At 65.4% G+C, this 25,255-nt stretch carries 20 protein-coding genes; 4 read left to right on the top strand and 16 right to left on the bottom strand.

What is annotated here, in order from left to right; translation table 11 throughout:
* Positions 1–39: 39 nt before the first annotated feature.
* The 6 genes from fusA to AB0I14_RS25960 form a co-directional block, all read right to left on the bottom strand.
* Positions 40–2,151, bottom strand: coding sequence for an elongation factor G (gene fusA, locus AB0I14_RS25985; protein ID WP_358027857.1), 2,112 nt, complete (start codon positions 2,149–2,151; stop codon positions 40–42).
* Between the two features lie 72 nt (positions 2,152–2,223).
* A complete protein-coding gene (gene rpsG / locus AB0I14_RS25980) occupies positions 2,224–2,694 on the bottom strand; it encodes a 30S ribosomal protein S7 (protein ID WP_358027854.1) in 471 nt (156 codons plus the stop codon).
* The gene (gene rpsL / locus AB0I14_RS25975) at positions 2,694–3,068 is read right to left on the bottom strand and encodes a 30S ribosomal protein S12 (RefSeq protein ID WP_003881867.1); all 375 of its coding nucleotides are present in this window, start codon (positions 3,066–3,068) and stop codon (positions 2,694–2,696) included. Before rpsL ends, rpsG begins: the two co-directional genes overlap by 1 nt.
* 270 nt (positions 3,069–3,338) lie before the next feature.
* A complete protein-coding gene (locus AB0I14_RS25970) occupies positions 3,339–3,962 on the bottom strand; it encodes a WHG domain-containing protein (RefSeq protein ID WP_358027851.1) in 624 nt (207 codons plus the stop codon).
* Between the two features lie 79 nt (positions 3,963–4,041).
* Complete coding sequence (locus AB0I14_RS25965) at positions 4,042–4,569, bottom strand: DUF3558 domain-containing protein (RefSeq protein WP_358027849.1); 528 nt, start codon at positions 4,567–4,569, stop codon at positions 4,042–4,044.
* 5 nt (positions 4,570–4,574) lie between these two features.
* Positions 4,575–5,153: a DUF3558 domain-containing protein gene (locus AB0I14_RS25960; protein ID WP_358027847.1), complete on the bottom strand. Its 579-nt coding sequence runs from the start codon at positions 5,151–5,153 to the stop codon at positions 4,575–4,577.
* Positions 5,154–5,285: 132 nt separating this feature from the next.
* On the opposite strand from AB0I14_RS25960, the gene AB0I14_RS25955 reads away from it, so the two are divergent.
* The 4 genes from AB0I14_RS25955 (at position 5,286) to AB0I14_RS25940 (ending at position 8,673) form a co-directional block, all read left to right on the top strand.
* Positions 5,286–5,663: a DUF3060 domain-containing protein gene (locus tag AB0I14_RS25955; RefSeq protein ID WP_358027844.1), complete on the top strand. Its 378-nt coding sequence runs from the start codon at positions 5,286–5,288 to the stop codon at positions 5,661–5,663.
* Positions 5,664–5,695: 32 nt separating this feature from the next.
* Positions 5,696–6,112: a DUF3060 domain-containing protein gene (locus AB0I14_RS25950; protein ID WP_358027841.1), complete on the top strand. Its 417-nt coding sequence runs from the start codon at positions 5,696–5,698 to the stop codon at positions 6,110–6,112.
* A gap of 243 nt (positions 6,113–6,355) precedes the next feature.
* Positions 6,356–6,859 (top strand): MarR family transcriptional regulator, encoded by a 504-nt coding sequence (locus AB0I14_RS25945; RefSeq protein WP_358027838.1) that lies wholly within the window; start codon positions 6,356–6,358, stop codon positions 6,857–6,859.
* 422 nt (positions 6,860–7,281) lie between these two features.
* Positions 7,282–8,673, top strand: a complete 1,392-nt coding sequence (locus tag AB0I14_RS25940; protein ID WP_358027835.1) for a hypothetical protein — start codon at positions 7,282–7,284, stop codon at positions 8,671–8,673.
* A 78-nt stretch (positions 8,674–8,751) separates the two neighbouring features.
* Here the strand turns inward: AB0I14_RS25940 and AB0I14_RS25935 are convergent, their stop codons facing one another.
* The 10 genes from AB0I14_RS25935 to AB0I14_RS25890 form a co-directional block, all read right to left on the bottom strand.
* Entirely contained in the window at positions 8,752–9,516 is a 765-nt protein-coding gene (locus AB0I14_RS25935; RefSeq protein WP_358027833.1) for a crotonase/enoyl-CoA hydratase family protein, read from the bottom strand.
* Positions 9,513–10,271 (bottom strand): PaaX family transcriptional regulator C-terminal domain-containing protein, encoded by a 759-nt coding sequence (locus tag AB0I14_RS25930; protein ID WP_358027829.1) that lies wholly within the window; start codon positions 10,269–10,271, stop codon positions 9,513–9,515. Before AB0I14_RS25930 ends, AB0I14_RS25935 begins: the two co-directional genes overlap by 4 nt.
* A 1-nt stretch (position 10,272) precedes the next feature.
* A complete protein-coding gene (locus AB0I14_RS25925) occupies positions 10,273–11,163 on the bottom strand; it encodes a crotonase/enoyl-CoA hydratase family protein (protein WP_358027912.1) in 891 nt (296 codons plus the stop codon).
* Positions 11,164–11,183: 20 nt separating this feature from the next.
* Positions 11,184–12,812, bottom strand: a complete 1,629-nt coding sequence (locus tag AB0I14_RS25920; RefSeq protein ID WP_358027826.1) for an acyl-CoA dehydrogenase family protein — start codon at positions 12,810–12,812, stop codon at positions 11,184–11,186.
* A 65-nt stretch (positions 12,813–12,877) separates the two neighbouring features.
* Positions 12,878–14,002: a phosphatase PAP2 family protein gene (locus AB0I14_RS25915; protein ID WP_358027823.1), complete on the bottom strand. Its 1,125-nt coding sequence runs from the start codon at positions 14,000–14,002 to the stop codon at positions 12,878–12,880.
* 65 nt (positions 14,003–14,067) lie between these two features.
* Positions 14,068–14,820 carry a deoxyribonuclease IV gene (locus AB0I14_RS25910; RefSeq protein WP_358027820.1) on the bottom strand — a complete coding sequence of 251 codons (753 nt, stop codon included), beginning with the start codon at positions 14,818–14,820 and terminating at the stop codon, positions 14,068–14,070.
* 170 nt (positions 14,821–14,990) lie between these two features.
* Positions 14,991–18,944: a DNA-directed RNA polymerase subunit beta' gene (locus AB0I14_RS25905; RefSeq protein WP_358027817.1), complete on the bottom strand. Its 3,954-nt coding sequence runs from the start codon at positions 18,942–18,944 to the stop codon at positions 14,991–14,993.
* 45 nt (positions 18,945–18,989) lie between these two features.
* Entirely contained in the window at positions 18,990–22,499 is a 3,510-nt protein-coding gene (locus tag AB0I14_RS25900) for a DNA-directed RNA polymerase subunit beta (RefSeq protein WP_358027814.1), read from the bottom strand.
* Positions 22,500–22,926: 427 nt separating this feature from the next.
* A complete protein-coding gene (locus AB0I14_RS25895) occupies positions 22,927–24,033 on the bottom strand; it encodes a hypothetical protein (protein ID WP_358027811.1) in 1,107 nt (368 codons plus the stop codon).
* 84 nt (positions 24,034–24,117) lie between these two features.
* Positions 24,118–25,203 (bottom strand): ATP-binding cassette domain-containing protein, encoded by a 1,086-nt coding sequence (locus AB0I14_RS25890; RefSeq protein ID WP_358027809.1) that lies wholly within the window; start codon positions 25,201–25,203, stop codon positions 24,118–24,120.
* Between the last annotated feature and the right edge of the window lie 52 nt (positions 25,204–25,255).

Genomic DNA, 25,255 nt, shown 5'->3' with positions numbered 1-25,255 from the left:
TGTGTTCAGTTGTGTGCCGCGACAGTTGCCGCGACGAGCTTACTGACCCGTCGCCTTCGCGATGATCTCCTTCGACACGTTCGCCGGAACCTCGGCGTACGAGTCGAACACCATGGAGTAGTTAGCCCGGCCCTGGGTCTTCGACCGAAGGTCGCCGACGTAGCCGAACATCTCCGACAGCGGCACCTGCGCCTTGACGACACGCGCACCGCTGCGCTCCTCCATGGCCTGGATCTGACCACGGCGGGAGTTCAAGTCGCCGATCACGTCACCCATGTAGTCCTCGGGTGTAATGACCTCGACAGCCATGATGGGCTCCAGGATGACCGGCTGGGCCGCCTGCGCGGCCTTCTTCAGCACCTGAGAACCCGCCACCTTGAACGCCATTTCCGAGGAGTCGACCTCGTGGTAGGCGCCATCGAGCAGCGTCACCTTGATGTTCACCAGCGGGTAGCCGGCCAAAACGCCGTACTGCATGGCGTCCTGCGCACCGGCATCCACCGAGGGGATGTACTCACGCGGGACGCGGCCACCGGTGACCTTGTTCTCGAACTCGTAGGTGGCACCGTCCTCGCCGACGAACGGCTCGATGGAGATGAGCACCTTCGCGAACTGGCCGGATCCACCTGTCTGCTTCTTATGGGTGAATTCGACCTTGTCGACCTTCTTGCGGATGGTCTCCTTGTAGGCCACCTGGGGCTTACCGACGTTGGCCTCGACCTTGAACTCACGACGCATGCGGTCCACGAGGATATCCAGGTGCAGCTCGCCCATACCGCCGATGACGGTCTGGCCGGTCTCCTGGTCCAGGTGCACCTTGAAGGTCGGGTCCTCTTCGGCGAGCTTCTGGATCGCGGTGCCCAGCTTCTCCTGGTCGCTCTTGGTCTTGGGCTCGATGGCCACCTCGATCACCGGATCGGGGAAGGTCATCGACTCCAGCACGATCTGGTTGTTCGGGTCGCTCAGGGTGTCACCGGTGGTGGTGTCCTTGAGGCCGATGACCGCGTAGATGTGGCCGGCCGAAGCAGTCTCCACCGGGTTTTCCTTGTTGGAGTGCATCTGGAACAGCTTGCCCAGGCGCTCCTTCTTGCCCTTGGTCGAGTTGATGACCTGCGCACCGGAGTCGACCTTGCCCGAGTAGACCCGAACGTAGGTCAGCTTCCCGAAGAACGGGTGGGTGGCCACCTTGAAAGCCAGCCCGGAGAACGGCTCGTCAGCAGACGGCTTGCGGAGGATGACCTCGTCTTCTTTGCCCGGAACGTGGCCCTCAGCGGCCGCGACGTCGAGCGGAGTCGGCAGATAGTCGATCACCGCGTCGAGCATGGGCTGCACGCCCTTGTTCTTGAACGCGGAGCCACACAGCACCGGGTAACCCTGGCTGGTGACGGTCAGCTTGCGCAGACCACCCTTGATCTCCTCGAGGGTGAGCTCTTCGCCACCCAGGTACTTCTCCATGAGCGCGTCGTCGGTCTCGGCGATGGCCTCGATCATCGCGGTGCGATACTCTTCGGCCTTCTCCTGCAGGTCGGCAGGAATCTCGACGACGTCGTACTTCTCGCCGAGCTTCGTCTCGCCGCGCCACACCTTGGCGTTCATCTCGACCAGGTCGACGACGCCCTCGAAGTCACCTTCGGAACCGATCGGCAGCTGGATGGGAACCACGTTGGCGCCGAGGCGGTCCTTCATGGTCTGCACCGAGAAGTAGAAGTCGGCGCCCAGCTTGTCCATCTTGTTGACGAAGCAGATGCGCGGGACGTCGTACTTGTCGGCCTGCCGCCACACCTGCTCAGACTGCGGCTCGACACCTTCCTTGCCATCGAAGACCGCCACGGCACCGTCGAGCACGCGCAGGCTGCGCTCCACCTCGACGGTGAAGTCAACGTGGCCCGGGGTGTCGATGATGTTGATCTGGTTGTCGTTCCAGAAGCAGGTGGTGGCAGCCGAGGTGATGGTGATACCCCGCTCCTGCTCCTGCTCCATCCAGTCCATCGTGGCGGCGCCGTCGTGCACCTCACCGATCTTGTAGCTGATACCGGTGTAGAAGAGGATGCGCTCTGTCGTCGTCGTCTTGCCGGCGTCGATGTGCGCCATGATGCCGATGTTGCGGACCTTGTTCAGGTCTGTCAGCACGTCCTGTGCCACGGAAGTCATCTCTTTCGATTGCTTGATTAGGTGTTCGATTGCGCGCCCATTGGCACCCGATGCCGGATGCCGGGCGCGGTATCACCAGCGGTAGTGCGCGAAGGCCCGGTTCGCTTCGGCCATCTTGTGAGTGTCCTCGCGACGCTTCACAGCGGCGCCGAGGCCGTTGCTCGCATCCATGATCTCGTTGGCGAGGCGCTCGACCATGGTCTTCTCGCGACGGGCCTTGGAGAAGCTGACCAGCCAGCGCAGGGCCAGCGTGGTGGAGCGATCGGGGCGAACCTCGACCGGAACCTGGTAGGTGGCACCACCGACGCGGCGGCTGCGCACCTCGAGGGCGGGCTTGACGTTGTCGAGCGCGCGCTTGAGGGTGACGACCGGATCGGTGCCGGTCTTGTCGCGAGCCTGCTCCAGCGCACCGTAGACAATGCGCTCGGCCAGTGACTTCTTGCCGTCCAGCAGAACCTTGTTGACCAGCTGGGTGACCAGCTGCGACCCGTAGACCGGATCGTTGACCAACGGACGCTTCGGCGCGGGTCCCTTGCGCGGCATCAGCTCTTCTCCTTCTTGGCGCCGTAACGGCTACGGGCCTGCTTGCGGTTCTTGACGCCCTGGGTGTCGAGCGACCCGCGGATGATCTTGTAACGGACACCGGGGAGGTCCTTCACACGACCGCCGCGCACCAGCACCATCGAGTGCTCCTGCAGGTTGTGACCCTCACCGGGGATGTAGGCGGTGACCTCAACCCCACTGGTCAGCTTCACGCGCGCGACCTTGCGAAGCGCCGAGTTCGGCTTCTTCGGGGTGGTGGTGTACACGCGGGTGCACACACCACGGCGCTGCGGGCTGCCCTTGAGGGCCGCGGTCTTGACCTTCGCGACCTTGTCGCGGCGACCCTTGCGGACCAGCTGGTTGATGGTTGGCATGTACCGGCTTTCTCTGTGTTGCTCTTTGCTGTTCTAAGTCTCTGTACTGCAGTTATCCCCCGGCCGCGTACCCCGCGTCCGGGCGTGTCGCACGTGCTTACACCGGTGGAATTCCGATGCGTGTTAGACATGCAGATTGGCCCGGCGTGCGGGCACGCTTGCGAAACACTCAGCCGCATGCGCCTTCCGGCCAGGCACGATCTACCACGATACCAGGGCTGGCCGTGCCGAACCAAACCCGCTAACGACGACCTATTCCCAGGTCAGACGCTACGCCCCCAGTTGCCCCATACCAGAGGCCAACCGCCGCAGCATATCTGTGAACACTGCATCGGTGTCGATATCGTCCATCACACCGGTCATTTCCAGCAGTACAAAGCCGTGCAGGGCAGACCAGAACTGCAGGGCAGCGTAGAAGGCATCCTCGCCCTGCAGGCCATAAGACGCCAGGACCTGGATGACCGGTCCGGCCGCGGCCCTGGTGGCAGCCGAGTACTCCGGATCGTCGCCGCCGAACGGCATCCGGGTGAACGCCGAGTAGCGACCGGGATGGTGGTGGGCGTAGCTGCGGTAGGCACTGGCCATCACCGACACCGCATCGTCACGGGTGCGGCCGGAACCGACGGTGTTGAGCATCTCGATGATGTCGTCGATCACGCGCATGCGGACCGTACGTCGCAGGTCGTCCAGGCTGTCCACGTGGTTGTAGAGCGACGGACCCTTCGTACCGAGCTGGTTGGCGAGTGCATTGATGGTCAGCGCGTCCCAGCCCTCGCGGTCCAGGAACGTCAGCGCCGCGTTGACAATGGCGTCACGGCTGAGCCTGGTGGTCCGCGCCGGCCGCGACTGGGTACGTCGAGTGCCAGCCGCCTGTGGCTCCGGCCGAACTGACATGTACGCACTGCCTTCGAGTCGATGTGATTGACGCCGCTGTTGGGGTCGCCGTGAACTGTAGCCCCTCAGACAGCGCAGATCAGTTGACCCGGCCCTGACTGAGCCGGGCGAGTTTCTCGATGACCTGACACAGGTCAGGCAGCGTGGACGGATTCATCGTCTGGATCGACCAGGTGATGACGTCCTCGCCCTTGGCCACATAGATGCTGCACACATTCGCGTCGGCCGCCCGAAAGCCCTTGTTCCCGTCCATCGACAGCTCGGTGAGGGTGCGCCCGGCCCGGGTCTCCAGCGTCCGTTCGGTGTCCATGTCACTGCCCCGGTACCACCACGTGGAGATGCCCATGCCGGCACCGAAGGTGCCCAGTACCGAGTTTTCCTGCCAGAAGCACCCGCTGTCGCTGACCACGGCCTTGGTGAACATCGACGATCCGACGGCATCGGCGATGTCGGCATCGGTGATGCCGTTGCAGTCCGCTCCGTGAAAACCGCCGCCCGGCGCCGCAGGCCCGGGGGCTGACGACGTGCCCGTCGGCCCACACGCGGTCAACAACGTCGCCCCCGCCACGACGCCGGCCGCGCACATCCCTGCCAAGTAGCGGTGCATCACGGTCAGAGTTCCGATTGCAGGGTGGCCGAGATCAGCTTCTTGGCGTCCTGGCACGGATCACCCGCGCCGGCCTGTCCGGCACTGCCGGCACTGCGGAACTGCACCCACCAACTGATCACGCCCGACCCGGCCGAAGCGGTCGCCGAGCACGCCGCACCGGTCACATCACGACGCGCGAGGAATGCCTGGTGCCGCTCGACCACGGTGTCGGTGATCTTCGCGTCGCGGCTACGGGCCACCGCCCGCTCCCGCTCCAGCGACCCCTCTTCGAACCAGGAGAAGATCACGTCGAGCATCGCGAGCGGTCCTGCGGTCGGCGTCCCGCCGGCTTTGCGCGACAACACGTACTGACAGACCGCCCCGCTGTACGGGCGCACCACATTGTCTGCGGCCAGGATCTCCTGGACCGTGCTGTCGACCAACAGCCCGCACCGATCGTCGACATAGCCGAAACTGCGATCGGGATCGGACGAATCGGCCGACGCGCGCTGGGCAGCCCCGTCGATGGTGTGCGAACACCCCGCGACGGTCACCACGGCTGTGACTGCCACGGCAGCAGCCTGAACAACACACCGACGCATTGCTGAACACGGTACCCAGCACCGACACCACACGCGACCCGTCGGCAACCGCCGGTCAAACTGGTCAACCCTTGCCGTCACCGCAAGGGCGCCACGTACTCTTCTCGCAGCGGATCGGAAGGGGAACTCACCGTGAATTGGACAGCTGTGGGCCGGACAGGGATTGCCGGACTACTCACGTTGCCGCTGGCGCTGACCGTCGGTGCGCCCGGCGCCGCAGCCAAGAACGGTGACACCACCATCACCGGCCAGGGCATTGAACAGACCATTGATTGCAACAACGCCACGCTGATCGTCAATGGAACCGATATCCGGGTCACCGCGAAGGGCACCTGCTGGGCGGTCGCCGTGCAAGGGTCTTCCAACGTGATCGTCGCGGACAACGTCATCAACGACGTCACCGTGTACGGCTCCAACCAGACCGTGTTCTTCAAGAACGGCGATCCGATACTCGTCGACCGTGGCCGTGAACTGGGGATGACCAACCAGATCAGTCGCGTCCCCGCCTGACGAAGTCCAAGGAAGAAAGCAGAGGCAGACCCGTGCTCACCCGTTTCCCCCACACCCAGCTGATCCTCGGGGTCGGTGCCGCCGCGGCTGCACTCACCCTGGCTGCCTGTGGATCCGAAAGCTCGGACACCAACACCCCCAGCGCCACCGCGGGAGAGTCCGGGGTCAACGTCGAGGTCGGCAACACCATCAATTACATGTCGGTCGGCACCACGACCGACATCGACTGCGCCGACGGCAAATCCCTCACAGTGGGCGGCACCAACAACACGCTGACCGTCAAGGGCACCTGCGCCAACGTGAACATCGGCGGATCCGACAACAAGGTCACCTTCGAGCGGATCGACAAGGGGCTCACCATCATCGGGCTCAACAACACGATCAGCTACGCGGCGGGTGACCCGAAGGTCACCAACACCGGCAGCAACAACAAGGTCAGCAAGGGCTAGTCACCGGCCCCGTGCCGGGTTGTGGCGGGGCTAACCTTCGGGGAGTCGCGCGATATTCGGACCCTCTCGCGACGCGCAATTTTGAATGCTTATGGCGTCCATCGGGTCGCAAGAACGCAGAGCCCGCTACCGCATCTGCACGTGTCCTTCACAGCAGTACCCGATTTCAACGCCGACGCGCGCACCGTAAAATACATTCATTTACTCCTGATGGCCCGCAGGGCGAATGTAGAGTCGCGCATCGTGGACCTGACGAGCGCGAACCACTCCGGGAGCTGCCTGCCTGGCCTGGACGACGCTGAGCAGGCCTGCTGGGAGTTCTTTATCGAATCGTCGACCCGGCTCGGCGAGATCGTCTACCAACGTCTGCTCGACGAGCACGAACTCACCCTGGTCGACCTCCTTCTGCTCGACGCGCTCACCAAGTCGGACGGCGGCGCCGCCCGGATGAGCGATCTCGCCGACCGCCTGACATTGACACCGAGCCGCGTCACCGCACGGATCCGGCGCCTGCAATCACGAAATCTGGTGGAGCGTGCAGCCGCCAAGGACGACCGAAGGTCGGTGATCGCCAGCATCACCCGCGATGGCCGGGCGTGCATGCACCGGGCGATGTGCACATATGCACGAACCGTTCGCGAGCTGTATCTCGACCGGCTTTCGCGTCGACGCATGACGGCACTCGGTGACAGCTGCCGACGGATCAACGACGACCTGCCGGCCCGTCGGTGGTTCGACAGCGTGTAGCGATCCCACCGGCCGGGCCGGATTGCCTTGCACTGCAGTAAGTCCTGCGGTAGCCGTAGCGTTGCCACCGGCGGCGGCATCCACTTCAAACCCAGCCGATGGCCAGTCGGGACTCCGGCGCCCGGCTAATCGCATCATTCGGGATATGAGCCCGTCACAGTCGTTCGAAACCCGATTGCAGCCATGAACCAATGTGATAGAACGTGTTCCAGTGCCACCCGAACTATTTTGGCAGAGAAGTAAATTCGACCCAGTTCCGCTTTGCCGCCCGAAGCTCCTCGGCGTCCGGGCCAGGGTGTTCACGCGGTCCACCGATTGCCGGCAAACCCGCGGCACATCAAACCTTTCGTCGAACCGCTCGACGCGAAGTTTCTCGATTACCTTCTGACGCGGTCTAGATCACGCACAGAAGAGAGCCCTTCATGTTCTTAGCTATCCGGTCGACACTCACTGCGGGCATTGCATTGGCGGGCGCCGGTGCCATCGCCATGAGTCCGATCAGCCCGGTGCCGGCACCAACAGCCGACATCGCTGTCCCAATGCCCCATTCCTCGTGGGCCCCGGTCGAACTCACCGCTCTCACCGACGGGCTCGAAAGCCCCGCTGACCCCATCACGACGTGGCTCGAGGTCTTCGGGACCGCGTTCGACAACGTGACCCAGATCGGCGGCGTGATGGCCGCTGCACCATTGCCGGTCCTGCAGCAAGTCATCGCCAATCAGATGGCCAACGGACAGATACTCGCAACCTCGCTCGACGCAGCTGCCATGAGCTACATCCAGTTCTTCACATCGGACGAGGACTACCGGCTGAAGTACTTCGTCGGACAGGCATTCGACTATCTCGCGTCAGGCAACGTCTCCGCGGCGGCGGGAGTTGTCAGCAGTATTCTGTTCCGCCTCTTCGCTTTTGCGAACCCGCTGATCAACACCATGCAGATCCCGCTGGGGATGGGTCAGAACGTCATGAACGCGCTCTCCGCAGTGCCACAGATGCTGATGCCACTGGGACTGGGTGTGCTAAACCCGGTGGAGGGGGTGATCAACGCGTCCGGCGACAGCATCCAAGGCGTCATCGACGCGATCGATGCCGGCGATCCCGCCGCGGCATTCACTTCGGTCATCAACACTCCCGCCGTACTCGCCGGCGCGATCCTGAACGGGTACTACAGCGAGACCGCGGGATTGACCACCGGCCTGTTCACCCAGTCAGCGTCCGAGCTCAACCGGGGCCTGATCGAAACTCTGCTGGTAACCGTGCCACAGACAATCGCCACGGCCATCGGCTGGCAGAAGCCCGTCGCCGTGCAGGGGCCGGCGACCGTCCTCGTGGACGAACCGACCGCACAATCCGATGTCGAGGCCGACCTGCCCACGGCATCGCCACCGGTTCAGCGCAAGGCACTCACAGCCACCGGAGTCGTGAGCCGTCCCACTGTCGACCTAGCCAGCGCCGTCGGCCGCTTTGCGGACACCACCGCCGCGGCAGTCAAGACCGTCACACTGTCCGTCGCGCCGCAACGCAAGGTCGCGGACACCCAAACGGTAGGTACCGCAACCGAAAACGATGGCGCTGAGGCCGCTTCCGAGACGACCGGTGGGCCCGGCGCGCCGAGTGTCGAGACTGACACGTCCGCGGCGTCGGATACCGCTGACACGAAGAACAGTCAGCCACGAAATACGACCAGAGCGGCCAAGCGGGTGGCCGGTGCGGTAAAGAACGTGGCGAAGGCGCAACGCGGCACCGCCGGACACGACGCCAAGCCACGCAACGGCGGCGCCAAGCACCGTGCCGGTGGCGATCACACCGGATAACGTCATCCGCCGCACGGCAGCACACAGGGCGCTCGGCCCGGATATCCCACCGAGCGCCTTGCGTGTGGTCGGCGAGGCCTACGCGCCGGCGCCGTGCCGGCCGGCTCCCCCGGCGAACCGGCCGGCGCCCTCGGCCGCCTCACTCGCGACCCGCTCGATGCTGGTGAATTCGAATTCCATTGCCGCCTGCTCGGATTCGCCCCACTGGTGCAGAGCCGAGAGACGGTCGGCCCGCATACATTGCTGAGGGAGCCGGGAAAGCTCGACGGCGAGCTCCTCGGCCGCCGTGCGGGCCTGCCCGGTCGGCACCACCCGGTTGGCCAGGCCGATCGCGTGGGCTTCGGCGGCGTCGACGGCGCGTCCGGTCAGGATCAGGTCCATCGCGCGGCTCTGCCCGATCAGCCGGGGCAGCCGGACGGTGCCCCCGTCGATCAGCGGTACTCCCCACCGGCGGCAGAACACGCCCAGCACGGCGTCCTCCTCGACCACCCGCAGGTCACACCACAGGGCCAGTTCCAGACCGCCGGCCACGGCGTGCCCGCTGATCGCGGCGATCACCGGCTTGGACAACACCATCCGGCTCGGCCCCATCGGCCCGGGCCCGGCGGGGTCCAGCCGGTTCATCTCGGGCGTGCCGAACGCCTTGAGATCGGCACCGGCGCAGAACGTTCCGCCGGCTCCGGTCAGCACCGCGACCGCGGCGTCCTCGTCCGCGTCGAACTGCTCGAAAGCGGCGAACAAGGCCGCGGCGGTGGGACCGTCGACCGCATTGCGGGCGTGCGGGCGGTCGATGATGACTGTGGTCACCGCACCGTTGCGTTCGACCCGGACAGCTTCGGTCACGTTGCCTCCATGAGTTTGTTGCCGTCGCGGAACGCGACGAATTCAGTACCGTCACGCCGCCCAACCAACTCGGCCGCGAAGTCGTTGTAGGCCTTACGCAAATCAGCGCCCGGCCAACCGCGCGGCTGCAGCTCGTCGGGCAGCACCGGGTCCGAGAGTAGGTGACGCACGATGCCCGCGGCCGCGACGAACCGCCCAGGAACATCGGCCGCGTCGGCCATCTCGTCCAACAACAGCTCGCCGGTGCGCCGCCAGCCGGGAAGGTCCCACAGCGTGGCGACCAGACCGGCCGGATCGTCGTCCCGGGTGTGCAGGACCCGCACCCGGTCGGTGATCTCCTGCGGCAATGCCTGGTCGAGATTGTCCGGGCGCATCCAAACGCCCTCGCGCAGTTCACCGAACCGATACTGCTGCAGGGCATTTCGCAACGAGGCCCGGGTGCGGGCATCGGTGCCGACGCTGGTGATGACCAGCGTCAGCCATTGACCGTCATACTCACGCAACTGCGGATCGATCGCGTCGTCCTGGCGGCGCTGACGGGTCAGCAGCCGGTCCGACAGCCGGTAGCCGTCCTCCGAGCGCACCAGGTCACCGGCACTGACCATGCGAGTCAGCGCCACCCGCAGCGTCGGTTCCTTGATGTCGAAATCGGCCGTCAGCCTGATCAGCTCGGCGGCACTCGCCCACGCCGGATGCGCGCCGAGCAGCACGCTCAACACCACCGAGCGAGCCGCCATCCGTTTCAGCGCGGCCATCTCAGACCCCGGAAGACCTGCGCCCGTAGTCACCCATCGGCTCGTCGCGGTGGCGCACCGCTTCGCGGAAGCCGTGATCGCGGGCGTCAGCGACGAATGCGTGCCCCTCGGGGGTGTGCCGGGCGATGCCGTCGAACACCGTGCTGACCATCCGACTGGTGGCCACCCCCTGCTGCAGCAGGGCCGTATTGCAGGCCAGCTTCGCCATGATGAGTTGGTTGACCGGCATGGCCGCGATGCGTGCGACGAGTCGTTCGGTGCGCTCGTCGAGGTCTTCGGGCTCGGGCGCCTCCACGGCCAACCCCCATTCGGCGGCCTGCGCGCCGGTGATGCAATCCCCGGTGAACAGAAGGCGTTTGGCGCGCTGATCCCCCAGCCGGTGCGCCCACAGGCCGGCCGCCGGAACACCCCATACCCGCATCGGCGGGTAGCCGATCTTGGCGTCCGCGCCGACGATCACCTGGTCGGCGTGCAGCGCGATGTCGGTGCCGCCGGCCACGCAGTAGCCGTGGATCTTGACCACGGTCGGCTTGTCGGCATGCATCAGGCTGGAGAAGCCACGGACGAACCGGCTCATCATCTGGTAGTCGACCATCGGGTCCCACGGCTGATCCGGAAGGTGGTTGATCGCCTGGGTCTTCCCGGACAACACCGTTCCGTCGTAGCGGCCTCCCCCGGCCTCACCGGTGCCGTCGGCGTAGGCGGACAGGTCGAAGCCCGCACAGAAGCCCTCGCCGCGGCCGGATACCAGGATCACGTGGACGTTCGGGTCCAGGTCCGCGCGCTCGACCAGGGCCTGCAGTTCCAGCGGAGTGTCCGCGACGATCGAGTTGCCTTTTTCGGGGCGGTTGAACGTGATTCGCGCTATCCGGTCGGTGACCTCGTAGGTCATCGTCTTGAGCGTGTCGACGCTCACCCCTTGACCAGCGCCCGCTCGAGAATCGGCGCCAGGTCCAGCCCGGTCGGCAGCGTGCCGAAGGCCTGACCCCACTGTCCGCCGAGCCGGCTGGCCAGGAACGCCTCGGCCACGGCCGGGTGGCCGTGACGCACCAGCAGCGCGCCCTGCAGGGCCAGCGAGATGTCCTCGGCGACCTTGCGGCCCCGGTAGGTGATGGTCTCCAGGTCGGCCAGATCGTTCTGCAAGGTGGTGACGTGGCGGTCCAGTCGGGGATCCTGCCCGGCAGTCTTGGACAGTTCGTCGAAGAGCACCTCGACGCTCTCGGGCCGGGTTGCCATGGCGCGCAGGGTATCCAGCGCGCTGACGTTGCCCGAGCCTTCCCAGATGCCCATCAGCGGGGCCTCCCGGTACAGCCGCGGCATGCCGGATTCCTCGACGTAGCCGTTGCCGCCCAGGCATTCCATGGCCTCGGCGGCGTGCGGGGTGGCCCGCTTGCACACCCAGTACTTGCCGGCGGCCAGGCCGATGCGGCGCAGCAGCGACTCGCGCTCGTCGCCGCGCACGGCCTTGTCGGTGGCACCGGCCATCCGCATCGCCAGCATGGTTGCCGCCTCGGCCTCCACGGCCAGGTCAGCCAGCACGTTGCGCATCAACGGCTGATCGATCAGGTAGGCGCCGAACGCCTTTCGGTGCTGGGCGTGATGCACGGCGCGACTCAGGCCGCTGCGCATGCTGGTGGCGCTGCCCAGCGTGCAGTCCAGCCGGGTGAGGTTGACCATCTCGATGATGGTCGGGACGCCGCGCCCCTCCTCGCCGACCAGCCAGGCGGTGGCGCCGTCGTACTCGACCTCACTGGAGGCGTTGGCATGATTGCCGAGCTTGTCCTTGAGCCGCTGCAGGAACATCCGGTTACGGCTGCCGTCGGGCAGGATGCGCGGCAGGAAGAAACAGCTCAGGCCGCCGGGGGCCTGAGCGAGCACCAGGAAGATGTCACACATCGGTGCCGAGGTGAACCACTTGTGGCCGCGCAGCGAGTAGGTGCCGTCGCCGTTGGGGGTGGCCTCGGTGGTGCCGGCGCGAACGTCGGAACCGCCCTGCTTCTCGGTCATCGACATGCCCGCGGTGATACCGGCTTTCGTCGTCGCCAGCTTGAGTTCCGGGTCATACACCCGACTGGTCAGCAGCGGCTCGTAGATCGCGGCCAACTCCGGGTTGAACCGCAGCGCGGGCACCACGGCGTAGGTCATCGAGATCGGGCAGACGTGCCCGGGTTCGACGGTCCACACCGAGGTCTTGGCGGCGCGCACCACATGCGAGCCATCGCGCTCATCGGCCCACGGGGCCGCGTGCAGACCATGCGTGACGGCTACGTTCATCAGCTCGTGGTAGGCCGGGTCGTACTCGACCTCGTCGACCCGGTTGCCGTAACGGTCGTGGGTGTGCAGCACCGGCTGGTTGCGGTCGGCCAGCTCACCCCAGCGCTGAGCCGTGGCGCTGCCGTTGATCGCGCCCAGTTCGTGGACCTCGTCGATACCCCACTCCCCGCCTTCGCGGATGAGTGCCTCGGCGAGCACCGGGGAGGTGGCGGGGTTGTAGTCCTCCAGCGCGGGGACCTGATTGGTGACGACATGCGTATCAGCCATGCACTCAGTGTTACAAATTTCCGACAACTGCACAATAGTTGTAATGAGGTCCTGGCGATGGGCGCTCAGGCCGGGTCGAGTTCGGCGACCGGAGTCGACAGGTCGTCGCTGTCGCGGGGCCGTTCATCGGTCTGAGCGGACGATACCGACCGACGCGCCTCGTAGCGGTGCAGCACGAACAGCACCACGCCCGCCAAGACCCAGCCGAGCAGAATGTCGACCACATAGTGCTCGGCGGTGTAGACCAGCGTGAAGGCCATGATGAGCGGATAGGCCACCAACAGCGGCCGCCAGCCCCGGTTCACCCGGTTCCACAAGAAGACCGCGACCGCGGCGGTCAGACCGGCGTGCAGGGACGGGATGGCCGCGACAAGGTTCACGCTGGCCTGCCCCTGGTCGATCAATCCCGTCGCGGTATGCAGATTGAGCTTGCCCCAGCCGCGGGTGACGATCCGTTCGATCCACTCGTGCGCGCCGTCACGACTGCCCTGCATGGCGCCGAGCAGCCCTCCGTCGGCAACTTCCCGCGCCGATCGGAACATGCACCCAGGGCCCGACGGGCCGCCGTCGACGTCGTCTGCATCGCACCGCGCCGCGGCCCACGGCGGCGCGGCAGGCAGCAGCGCATAGATGACCAATGCCGCGAACGAGAGTCCGACGAACAAGCGCACGAACCGCTTCCACTCCTCGCGGTCCCGCAGCCACAGCACACCCGCCACCACGTAGGGAAGGATGAAAAACGACATGTACACCGTGCTGATCACGACTTCCCACCACGGCGGGTGGAGCAGTTTCAGCCGTTCCTGGAGCCACACCGTGGGCACCGTGCCGGAGAACATCCACCGGTCCGCGTCGACTTGCCAGTGCCACAACGTCGGCCGGCCGACCAGGGTGGCCGCCCCGCGGCTCAGGTCGTAAGCGGCCAGCACCAGCGCGAATGGCAACCAGTCGCGGATGACGAAGAGCATCCGTCGCCCCTGCCCGATGCTGGCGGCCAGCAGGCCGGTCGCAATGTAGAGCAGCAACAATTCCCGGTTGAACGCAAAGCCGTCAGTCGCGGTGCGGTAGATGACCACGGCGGCCCACACCGCGATCGCGCTGTACCGCAGAATGCGCAGTCGACGAGCACGGGTAGCAGCCCCCCATTGCGCGGGAGCTTCTTCGGTTACCGAGTCATCAACCGCGGTCACAGAGGTGACGTTAGTTCACCTTTACGTCACGGTGCCGTTGAAAACGGTTCAGGTCGCCGAACGTGTCAGCCGGCGTGCTCGCGAAGAAACGCGATGTCGTCCTTGCGTCCCGCTTCGGACGTCTCACAGATCACCGGCGCATCCGCCGCTTTGACCACCGCCGCCAGCAACTGCGGATCGATCTGCCCGGCACCGAAATTGGCGTGGCGGTCGGCGCCCGAGCCGGCCGCGTCGCGCGAATCATTGCAATGCACCAGGTCTATCCGTCCGGTGATGGCCTTGATCCGGTCCACCGCGTCGATCAACGCCTCCCCCGCCGCCCACGCGTGGCACGTGTCGAGGCAGAAGCCAATTCCTTTGTCCCCGATGTGATCCCACAACCGGCTGATCGTGTCGAAATGCCGCGCCATGGCGTGGTCACCGCCGGCGGTGTTCTCCAGGTACACCGGCACGTCGGTGTTCAGTGCATCGAGGGCCTTGACCCACCGCTCGAACCCGGCATCCATGTCGTTGTCGTCGGCATGGCCGCCGTGCACGATCACCGCGGTGGCGCCGATCTCGGCTGCGGCATCGCACGTGTCCTGCAGGATCTTGCGGGACGGGATCCGCACCCGGTTGTTGGCCGAGGCCACGTTGATCAGATACGGCGCGTGTACGTACAGCGGCACGGTCGACGCCTTGAGTACGCCGGCGTCCTCACGGGGCTTGGGCTTCTTCCAACTCTGCGGGTTTCCGAGGAAGAACTGCACCACGTCGGCGCCGTCCTCGACAGCCGCAGCCAGTGGGTCGGTGTTGTCTACATGCGAACCGATGAGCACGCCGCCAAGTCTAGGCGGGCGTCCCGACACCCCGACCCCGCCGAGTTGCCACCTGTTGCACAGGAAATACCGGCAGGCGTGTCACAACTGGCCACTCACGCCCAACGAAAAAGCCCCCGCGTCCCAACGAAGGGAGCGGGGGCTTTTCCGTATCGAACTAGCGGTCGGTCTTACCGGTAATCCGAGTATCCGTAATCGTCCAGCGGCACCGCAGCACCGGTGGCCGCACCGAAGTCCGGGCTGTAGTACTGATCCTCGTAGGACGGGATCGTGTACGCCGCAGCGCGGGCCTCTTCGGTCGGCTGCACCTGGATGTCGCGGTAACGGGCGATGCCGGTACCGGCCGGGATCAGCTTGCCGATGATCACGTTCTCCTTCAGACCCTGCAGCTTGTCGCTGCGGCAGTTGATCGCCGCATCGGTCAGCACGCGAGTGGTCTCCTGGAACGACGCCGCCGACAGCCACGAATCCGTGGCCAGCGATGCCTTCGTGATACCCATCAGCACCGGACGGCCGGCCGCGGGCTCGCCACCCTCGGCAACGACCCGACGGTTCGCGGTCTCGAACTCGGCACGCTCGGTCAGCGAACCGGGCAGGAACTCCGTCGCACCCGAATCGATGATCGTGACGCGACGCAGCATCTGCCGGACGATGACCTCGATGTGCTTGTCGTGGATCGACACACCCTGGGCCCGGTAGACCTCCTGGACCTCCTTGACGAGGTGAATCTGCACCTCGCGGGGGCCCTGGACACGCAGCACCTCGTGCGGATCCGCGGAGCCTTCCATCAGCTGGTCGCCGACCTCGACGTGGTCACCGTCGGACAGCACGCCTTCGGAGCCGTCCTCGTGGGTGAGCACGCGCAGCCGCTGACGCTTGGAGAGCTTCTCGTAGACAACTTCCTCGCCACCATCGTCGGGAACGATGGTGATCTTGAAGAACTTGTCGCTCTCCTCCAGCCGGACCCGGCCCGCGACGTCGGCGATGGGCGCCTTGTTCCGCGGAATACGGGCCTCGAACAGCTCCTGCACGCGGGGCAGACCACCGACGATGTCGGCGCCACCGGTAACACCACCCTGGTGGAAGGTACGCATGGTCAGCTGGGTACCGGGCTCACCGATGGACTGGGCGGCGACGATGCCGACGGCCTCGCCGATGTCGACCAGCTTGCCGGTGGCCATCGAGCGGCCGTAGCACTTGGCACACACACCGGAGGCCGAGGCGCAGGTCAGCACGGAGCGGACCTTCACCTGGGCGACGCCGGCAGCCAGCAGCGCGTCGATGGCCGGGTCACCCAGGTCATGGCCGCGCTCGATGACGACGTTGCCCTTCTCGTCCACCGCGTCGGTGGCCAGGGTGCGGGCGAACGCCGAGGTCTCGACGTGCGCATCGCGGATCAGCGAACCATCCGGACCGCGCTCGGCCAGCGTGACGACGATGCCGCGCTCGGTCTCACAGTCGGTCTCGCGAACGATGACGTCCTGCGACACGTCCACCAGACGACGGGTCAGGTAACCCGAGTCGGCGGTACGCAGAGCGGTGTCGGCCAGACCCTTACGAGCACCGTGGGTGTTGATGAAGTACTCCAACACCGTCAGGCCCTCACGGAACGAGGACTTGATCGGGCGCGGGATGAACTCACCCTTCGGGTTCGTCACCAGGCCCTTCATGCCTGCCAGGGTGCGGGTCTGGGTGAGGTTACCCGTGGCGCCGGACTTCACGATCGTGATGATCGGGTTGTCGGCCGGGTAGTACTCCTCCATCGCCTTACCCACCTCTTCGGTGGCGTCCTGCCAGATCTTGACCAGGGACTCGTTGCGCTCGTTGTGGTTCAGCGCGCCGCGCTGGTACTTGCGCTCGATCGCCTCGGCCTCGGCCTCGTGCCGCTCCAGGATCTCCTGCTTCTGCGGCGGCACCAGAACATCGGCCATCGCGACCGTGACACCCGAACGGGTGGCCCAGTGGAAGCCGGCGTCCTTGAGCTTGTCGACGGTCTGCGCCACCACGATCATCGGGAAGCGCTCGGCCAGATCGTTGATGATCCGGGCCTGGACCTTCTTGTGCATCTGCTCGTTGACGAACGGGTAACTCTTGGGCAGCAGCTCGTTGAACAGCACCCGACCCAGCGTGGTCTCGGCGGTCCAGGCATCGCCCGGCTTCCAACCGTTCTCGAACAGCTCGGCCTCGACGGCGGCCGGCGGACGCTGCTGCGTCAACCGCACCTTGATCTTGGCGCGCACCGACAGGGCACCGCGGTCCAGCGCCATGATCGCCTCGGCGGGCGAGCTGTACACGCCCTGCTCCGGACGATCCTTGGCGGCGGCCACGTACTCGCCGGGGTCACCGGGCACCTCGGTGGTCAGGAAGTACAGACCGGTCACCATGTCCAGACGCGGCATGGCCAGCGGCTTACCCGACGCGGGCGACAGGATGTTGTTCGAGGACAGCATCAGGATGCGGGCCTCGGCCTGCGCCTCTGCCGACAGCGGCAGGTGCACGGCCATCTGGTCACCGTCGAAGTCGGCGTTGAACGCCTCACACACCAGCGGGTGCAGCTGGATGGCCTTGCCTTCCACCAGCTGCGGCTCGAAGGCCTGGATACCCAGGCGGTGCAGCGTAGGTGCACGGTTCAGCAGCACCGGGTGCTCGGCGATGACCTCTTCGAGGACATCCCACACCTGGGGACGCTGACGTTCCACCATGCGCTTGGCGCTCTTGATGTTCTGCGCGTGGTTCAGGTCGACCAGACGCTTCATCACGAACGGCTTGAACAGTTCCAGAGCCATCAGCTTGGGCAGACCGCACTGGTGCAGCTTGAGCTGCGGGCCGACCACGATGACCGAACGGCCCGAGTAGTCGACGCGCTTACCCAGCAGGTTCTGACGGAAGCGACCCTGCTTGCCCTTGAGCAGATCGGACAGCGACTTGAGCGGACGGTTGCCCGGTCCGGTGACCGGACGTCCACGACGGCCGTTGTCGAACAGCGCGTCCACCGACTCCTGAAGCATGCGCTTCTCGTTGTTGACGATGATCTCGGGCGCGCCGAGGTCGATCAGTCGCTTGAGCCGGTTGTTGCGGTTGATCACGCGGCGGTACAGGTCGTTCAGGTCGGAGGTGGCGAAACGGCCACCGTCGAGCTGAACCATCGGACGAAGCTCCGGCGGGATCACCGGGACAGCGTCGAGCACCATGCCCAGCGGGGAGTTACCCGACTGCTGGAAGGCCGCGACGACCTTCAGGCGCTTGAGGGCGCGCAGCTTCTTCTGGCCCTTGCCGTTCTTGATGGTGTCGCGCAGTGACTCCGCCTCGGCCTCGATGTCGAAGGTCTCGATGAGCTTCTTGATCGACTCCGCGCCCATGGCACCGTTGAAGTACTCGCCGTAGCGGTCCTGCAGCTCGCGGTAGAGGACCTCGTCGACGATGAGCTGCTTGGGGGCCAGCTTGGTGAAGGTGGTCCAGATCTCGTCGAGCCGGTCCAGCTCACGCTGGGTCCGGTCACGGAGCTGACGCATCTCACGCTCGCCGCCGTCGCGCACCTTGCGGCGCACGTCGGACTTGGCACCCTCGGCCTCCAGCTCGGCCAGGTCGGCCTCGAGCTTCTGTGCCCGGGCCTCCAGGTCGGAGTCACGCTGATCCTCGACGGCCTTGCGCTCGACGGCCATCTCGGCCTCGAGCGTGGACAGCTCGTTGTGGCGCATGTCGCCGTCGACGGCGGTGATCACGTAGGCCGCGAAGTAGATGATCTTTTCCAGATCCTTCGGGGCCAGGTCGAGCAGGTAGCCCAACCGGGACGGGACACCCTTGAAGTACCAGATGTGCGTGACGGGCGCGGCCAGCTCGATGTGGCCCATCCGCTCACGACGCACCTTGGCACGGGTCACCTCGACGCCGCAGCGCTCACAGATGATGCCCTTGAAGCGGACGCGCTTGTACTTACCGCAGTAGCACTCCCAGTCGCGAGTCGGTCCGAAGATCTTCTCGCAGAACAGGCCGTCCTTCTCAGGCTTCAGCGTGCGGTAGTTGATGGTCTCCGGCTTCTTGACCTCGCCGAAGGACCAGTTACGGATGTCGTCCGCAGTGGCGAGGCCAATGCGGAGTTCATCGAAGAAGTTGACGTCTAACACGTAACTCCCTTTCCCCTTTCGGGACTAGAAATTTTCGGACGAGATCTACGCAAGATCTTCAACAGAGGCGGACTCGTTGCGCGACAGGTTGATACCGAGGTTGGCAGCGGCACGCTCCAGGTCCTCGTCATCGCCGTCACGCATCTCGATCGCCGCGCCGTCGCTGGAGAGCACCTCAACGTTGAGGCACAGCGACTGCAGCTCCTTGAGAAGCACCTTGAACGACTCGGGGATACCGGGTTCAGGGATGTTCTCGCCCTTGACGATGGCCTCGTAGACCTTCACGCGGCCGACCGTGTCATCGGACTTGATGGTCAGCAGCTCCTGCAGGGTGTAGGCAGCGCCGTACGCCTGCATGGCCCAACATTCCATCTCACCGAACCGCTGCCCACCGAACTGCGCCTTACCACCGAGCGGCTGCTGGGTGATCATCGAGTACGGGCCGGTCGAACGCGCGTGAATCTTGTCGTCGACCAAGTGGTGCAGCTTCAGGATGTACATGTAACCGACCGTCACCGGGTACGGGAACGGCTCACCCGAACGACCGTCGAACAGCGTCGACTTACCGTCGGCATTCACCATCACGTCACCGTCGCGGTTGGGCAGCGTCGAGCCGAGCAGGCCGGCCAGCTCCTCTTCGCGGGCACCGTCGAAGACCGGGGTGCTCACGATGCTGTCGACCGGGGCCGAGTGCAGCTGCTCAGGCAGCTTGCTCGCCCATTCCGGCGTTCCCTCGGCCACGTTGATGTTCCATCCGGCCTTGGCCACCCACCCGAGGTGGGTTTCCAGGATCTGGCCGATGTTCATACGACGCGGCACACCGTGCGTGTTCAGGATGATGTCCACCGGGGTGCCATCAGGCATGAACGGCATGTCCTCGACGGGCAGGATCTTGCCGATGACGCCCTTGTTGCCGTGGCGTCCGGCGAGCTTGTCACCGTCGGAGATCTTGCGCTTCTGGGCCACGTAGACGCGGACCAGCTCGTTGACGCCGGCGGGCAGCTCGTCGTCATCCTCGCGCGAGAACACGCGGATGCCGATGACCTTGCCGGACTCACCGTGGGGCACCTTCAGCGACGTGTCGCGGACCTCGCGGGCCTTCTCACCGAAGATGGCGCGCAGCAGGCGCTCCTCGGGGGTCAGCTCGGTCTCACCCTTCGGGGTGACCTTGCCGACCAGGATGTCGCCGTCGCGGACCTCGGCGCCGATGCGGACGATGCCGCGCTCGTCGAGATCGGCCAGCACCTCATCGGAGACGTTCGGGATGTCCCGGGTGATCTCCTCGGCGCCCAGCTTGGTGTCGCGGGCATCGATCTCGTGCTCTTCGATGTGAATCGAGGTGAGCACGTCCTCTTCGACCAGACGGTTCGAGAGGATGATCGCGTCCTCGTAGTTGTGACCCTCCCACGGCATGATCGCCACGAGCAGGTTCTTGCCCAGGGCCATCTCACCGTTCTCGGTGCACGGACCGTCGGCAACGACCTGGCCGGCCTCGACACGCTGCCCGGCGTCCACGATCGGACGCTGGTTGGCACAGGTGCCGTGGTTGGACCGGGCGAACTTGCGCATCCGGTAGGTGTGCCGGGTGCCGTCGTCGGCCATCACGGTGATGTAGTCGGCCGAGACCTCCTCGACGACGCCCGCCTTCTCCGAGACGATGACATCGCCGGCGTCGATCGCGGCACGCAGCTCCATACCGGTACCGACCAGCGGGGCCTCGCTGCGTACCAGCGGAACCGCCTGGCGCTGCATGTTGGCACCCATCAGGGCACGGTTGGCGTCGTCGTGCTCGAGGAACGGGATCATCGCGGTCGCGACAGACACCATCTGGCGCGGCGAGACGTCCATGTAGTCGACGTCGGCCGGGGCCACGTTCTCGACCTCGCCACCCTTACGCCGCACCATCACGCGGTCCTCGGTGAAGCCACCGTCCACGTCGATCGGCGAGTTGGCCTGCGCCACGACGTGGCGGTCCTCCTCGTCGGCGGTCAGGTAGTCGATCTGGTCGGTGACGATGCCGTCGGTGACCTTGCGGTACGGGGTCTCGATGAAGCCGAACGGGTTGACCCGTGCGTACACCGACAGCGAACCGATCAGACCGATGTTCGGGCCTTCAGGGGTCTCGATCGGGCACATGCGGCCGTAGTGCGACGAGTGGACGTCGCGGACCTCGAGGCCGGCGCGCTCACGGGACAGACCACCGGGGCCCAGCGCCGACAGACGACGCTTGTGGGTCAGACCCGACAGCGGGTTGTTCTGGTCCATGAACTGCGACAGCTGGCTGGTTCCGAAGAACTCCTTGATCGCCGCCACGACGGGACGGATGTTGATCAGGGTCTGCGGAGTGATCGCCTCGACGTCCTGCGTGGTCATGCGCTCGCGGACGACGCGCTCCATACGGGAGAGGCCGACCCGGATCTGGTTCTGGATCAGCTCGCCCACGGTACGCAGACGACGGTTGCCGAAGTGGTCGATGTCGTCGACCTCGACCGGAACCTCGACACCGCCGGGGACGGTCATCGAGGTCTGGCCCTCGTGCAGACGCACCAGGTACTCGATGGTGGCGACGACGTCTTCCTCGGTCAGAGTCGACGACGTGATCGGCTTGCCGGCGTTCAGGCCCAGCTTCTTGTTGACCTTGTAGCGGCCGACGCGGGCCAGGTCGTAGCGCTTCTCCTTGAAGAACAGGTTCTCCAGCAGGGTCTGCGCGGACTCCTTGGTCGGCGGCTCGCCCGGACGCAGCTTGCGGTAGATGTCCAGGAGTGCCTCGTCGGGACCGGCGGTGCTGTCCTTCTCGAGGGTGCCCATCATGATCTCGGAGAAGCCGAAGCGCTCGGTGATCTGCTCGCTGGTCCAGCCCAGCGCCTTCAGCAGCACGGTGACCGGCTGACGACGCTTGCGGTCGATACGCACACCGACGGTGTCGCGCTTGTCGACGTCGAACTCCAGCCACGCACCGCGGCCGGGGATCACCTTGACGCTGTGCAGCGTCTTCTCGGTGGACTTGTCGATGTTCTCGTCGAAGTACACACCGGGGGAACGCACGAGCTGGCTCACCACGACACGCTCGGTGCCGTTGATGATGAAGGTGCCCTTCTCGGTCATCATCGGGAAGTCACCCATGAAGACCGTCTGGCTCTTGATCTCACCGGTGTTGTTGTTGATGAACTCGGCCGTGACGAACAGCGGAGCCGCGTACGTCATGTCCTTGTCTTTGCACTCGTCCACCGGCGCCTTGACTTCGTCGAAGCGCGGGTCGGAGAAGCTCAGCGACATCGAGCCCGAGAAATCCTCGATCGGCGAGAGCTCTTCGAGCACCTCTTCGAGGCCGCCCTTGGGGTCGGTCTCACCGCGATCGACAGCCTTCTGACGCCATCCATCCGCTCCGACCAACCAGTCGAAGGAATCGGTCTGAACGTCGAGCAGCCCCGGAACCTCAAGTGGTTCGCGGAGCTTGGCAAATGAAACTCGGTTCGGTGCTCCTGGGACGGAGTTATTGGTGTTAGCGTTCGCTGTGCTCTGGCTAGAGACTGCCAAGATGCATCCTTCCAGCACCTCATGCGACTTTTGAAAGGGCCAGCAAGAGCCGTCCTTCTGGGCCGCGATTCTGCGTCGGTTCGGCTGGCTTTGGCCTGTCCAGAACCCCATACGCACGGCACAGGACTAGATGCTGAGCAACGCTCAGGCTAGAACATTATGTGCAGATCAGGTGAGGGTGGGCAGGGTGCAGCCAGCGCAACGTCCAACGATAGCGCACGTCCGCCATTTATTCAACGAGCATTCCTCGACCACCACACATCCACTGCATGAAGCGGGTCACCCGGCGCTGGCTGGCGTCCACTAAACCCTTCACACATGCTGCCCAACAGATTGGCCTGTCCATGGCCGTCCGTCAAGAGGTGACGCGCGGTTTGGTGCGCCGAACTCTCCCCCTGAACCGCAGCTCGGGCAACGTTTGAGCGGGCATTATCTTCTCCGCGAGTTACGCCGCGCCGAAATGCATGAACAGCCCGGAAACCACGTGCGGTGGAACCAGCTGCTCAGGGATGATCAGCCCGGCTCCGGGACCCCGCACCGAGACATGAAATACCTGGTCAGCGTGCCAGATGCGCTCGACGGCTCCCAGTTGCACCGTTTGCAGGTGACCACCGAGACGGACGCTGATCTGCTGCGGCCCGAACTCGGCCGCGATCGCTGCGCAGGGCGGAACAAGCTGACGAAATTTCGTCGGTGTCGCGATGTACACCACGTAACCAATCGCACCGACACCGGCGGCCAGCACCGCAGCGGCGGCGAGCACTGACGACCAGGACAGCTGCCCGTTCTCGACATAGGAATAGCCCAGCATCGTCAACGGCACGAGGATCGCGAGTGCGAGCGCCAATCGCGTCACCACGCTGCGCTGAACCGCTGCGCCCAGCCGGTCGGCCAACCCGGCGTCGGCAATGGCCGCGGTGCGGGTCACCCCGTCGATACCCGGCGCACTGGGCGCACCGGGCTGTGGATGCGGCGAACTCATCCCGGCTTGCGGCGGCCGCCGACGCTGTTTGAAGGTGGACAGCAGGCCTGGGGCGATATCCGGCGGCACCAGCTCGTCGGGAATCAGCAACTCGACGTCGCCGACGCCCTGCACCACCAGGACCGAGGCGATGTGCCGGACCCGCACTATCTGGTCGAGGTAGACCGCGTTGAAGTGATCCAGCCAGCCGATGCCGACGGAGTCCGGCCTGAACTCCGCGGATACCGGTGTGCCTACCGGCAGCTTCAGAGACCAGATCCGCGGCCCCGCGAGGTAGAGCAGGCCGAGGCCGAACACTGCGAAGAGCCCGACACCCAAGACAACAACGAACGCCAGCCCGTAGAGCAGATACCGGAAGTTCTCACCTGAGAGCGACTCACTGCCGGAAAGAACGACGACCACGGGAACCACGACGGTCGCGGAGGCCATGATCGGCCACAGCCAACGCTTGGACAGGTATTCGGCGCGGGCCAGCTGGTGGATCATGCGCGAGTGCGCGACGCCGTGCGCCCGGGTCACACCGCCGGGTGACTTCTCGAATCGGGTCGCGTGACCGGGCTGCGGGTGCATGTCGGCTCCTGCTGTCTACGCTGCCTGCACTGTCTGCGACACAAATCAGGCCGGACCCTGGGGCCCGGCCTGATGTGATGAAACTCAGCTCTGGTGAGGAACCTCGATGACGCCGGTCGGGGCGTCGTCCTCGACCGGGCGGTGGTGGCGCGCTGTGGGCTCGTCGCCGAACTCGTGCGCCGCGTACTTGTGGGTGCCCTCGAGGTCGTCGAGGATCGCGGCCTGGGCGGCCGGCGGCAGGGTGTGCAGGATCTCGCGCACACGGGCCTGGCGCCGGGCCACGGCCTTGCGTTCCGGCATACCGGGAGTGGCCATCAGCTGCGGCGGCACACCCTCGATCTCCTCGACGCCGCCGTCGTGCTGACCGGCCTCCATCATGGCCTGCTCAGCGGCCGCAGTCGCCTCGTCCTTTTCCTCGGACATACCGATCGGACCGATACGCCGACCGTTGAGGAACTGCTTGACGACGGGCTCCTCGCTGGTCAGCAGCACCTCGCGGGGGCCGAACATGACCAGCTGCTTGCGGAACAGCATGCCGATGTTGTCGGGCACGGTCCGGGCGATGTTGATGTTGTGCGTGACGATCAGCACCGTGGCGTCGATCTGGGCGTTGATGTCGATCAGCAGCTGGCTCAGGTAGGCGGTACGGACCGGGTCCAGACCGGAGTCCGGCTCGTCGCAGAGGATGATCTTCGGGTCGAGCACCAGGGCGCGGGCCAGGCCGGCACGCTTGCGCATACCGCCGGAGATCTCACCGGGGAACTTGTGCCCGTCATTGGGCATACCCACCAGGTCGAGCTTCTCCATGACGATGTTGCGGATTTCGCTCTCGCTCTTCTTGGTGTGCTCGCGCAGCGGGAAGGCGGTGTTGTCGTAGATGTTCATCGAGCCGAACAGCGCGCCGTCCTGGAACAGCACACCGAACAGGGTGCGGATCTCGTAGAGCTCCTTGGCCGAGCACTCGAGGATGTTGGTGCCGTCGATGACAATCGAGCCGCGCTCCGGGCGCAGCAGGCCGATCAGGGACTTCAGGAACACCGATTTACCGGTACCCGACGGGCCCAGCAACACGCTGACCTCGCCCTCGGGAACCGTCAACGTGACGTCTTCCCAAATCTTTGACGATCCGAAAGATTTGCTCAGTCCCGTCACATCGATCTGGACGCCCATAAAGATCCTTCCGCCTACGGCTCACCCCGCCACCTGCTGCGGCCTGTGGCTT

The sequence above is a fragment of the Mycobacterium sp. NPDC050441 genome (assembly GCF_040655355.1).
Classification (GTDB): Bacteria; Actinomycetota; Actinomycetes; order Mycobacteriales; family Mycobacteriaceae; genus Mycobacterium.
This window is presented reverse-complemented; position numbering and strand designations above follow the sequence as displayed.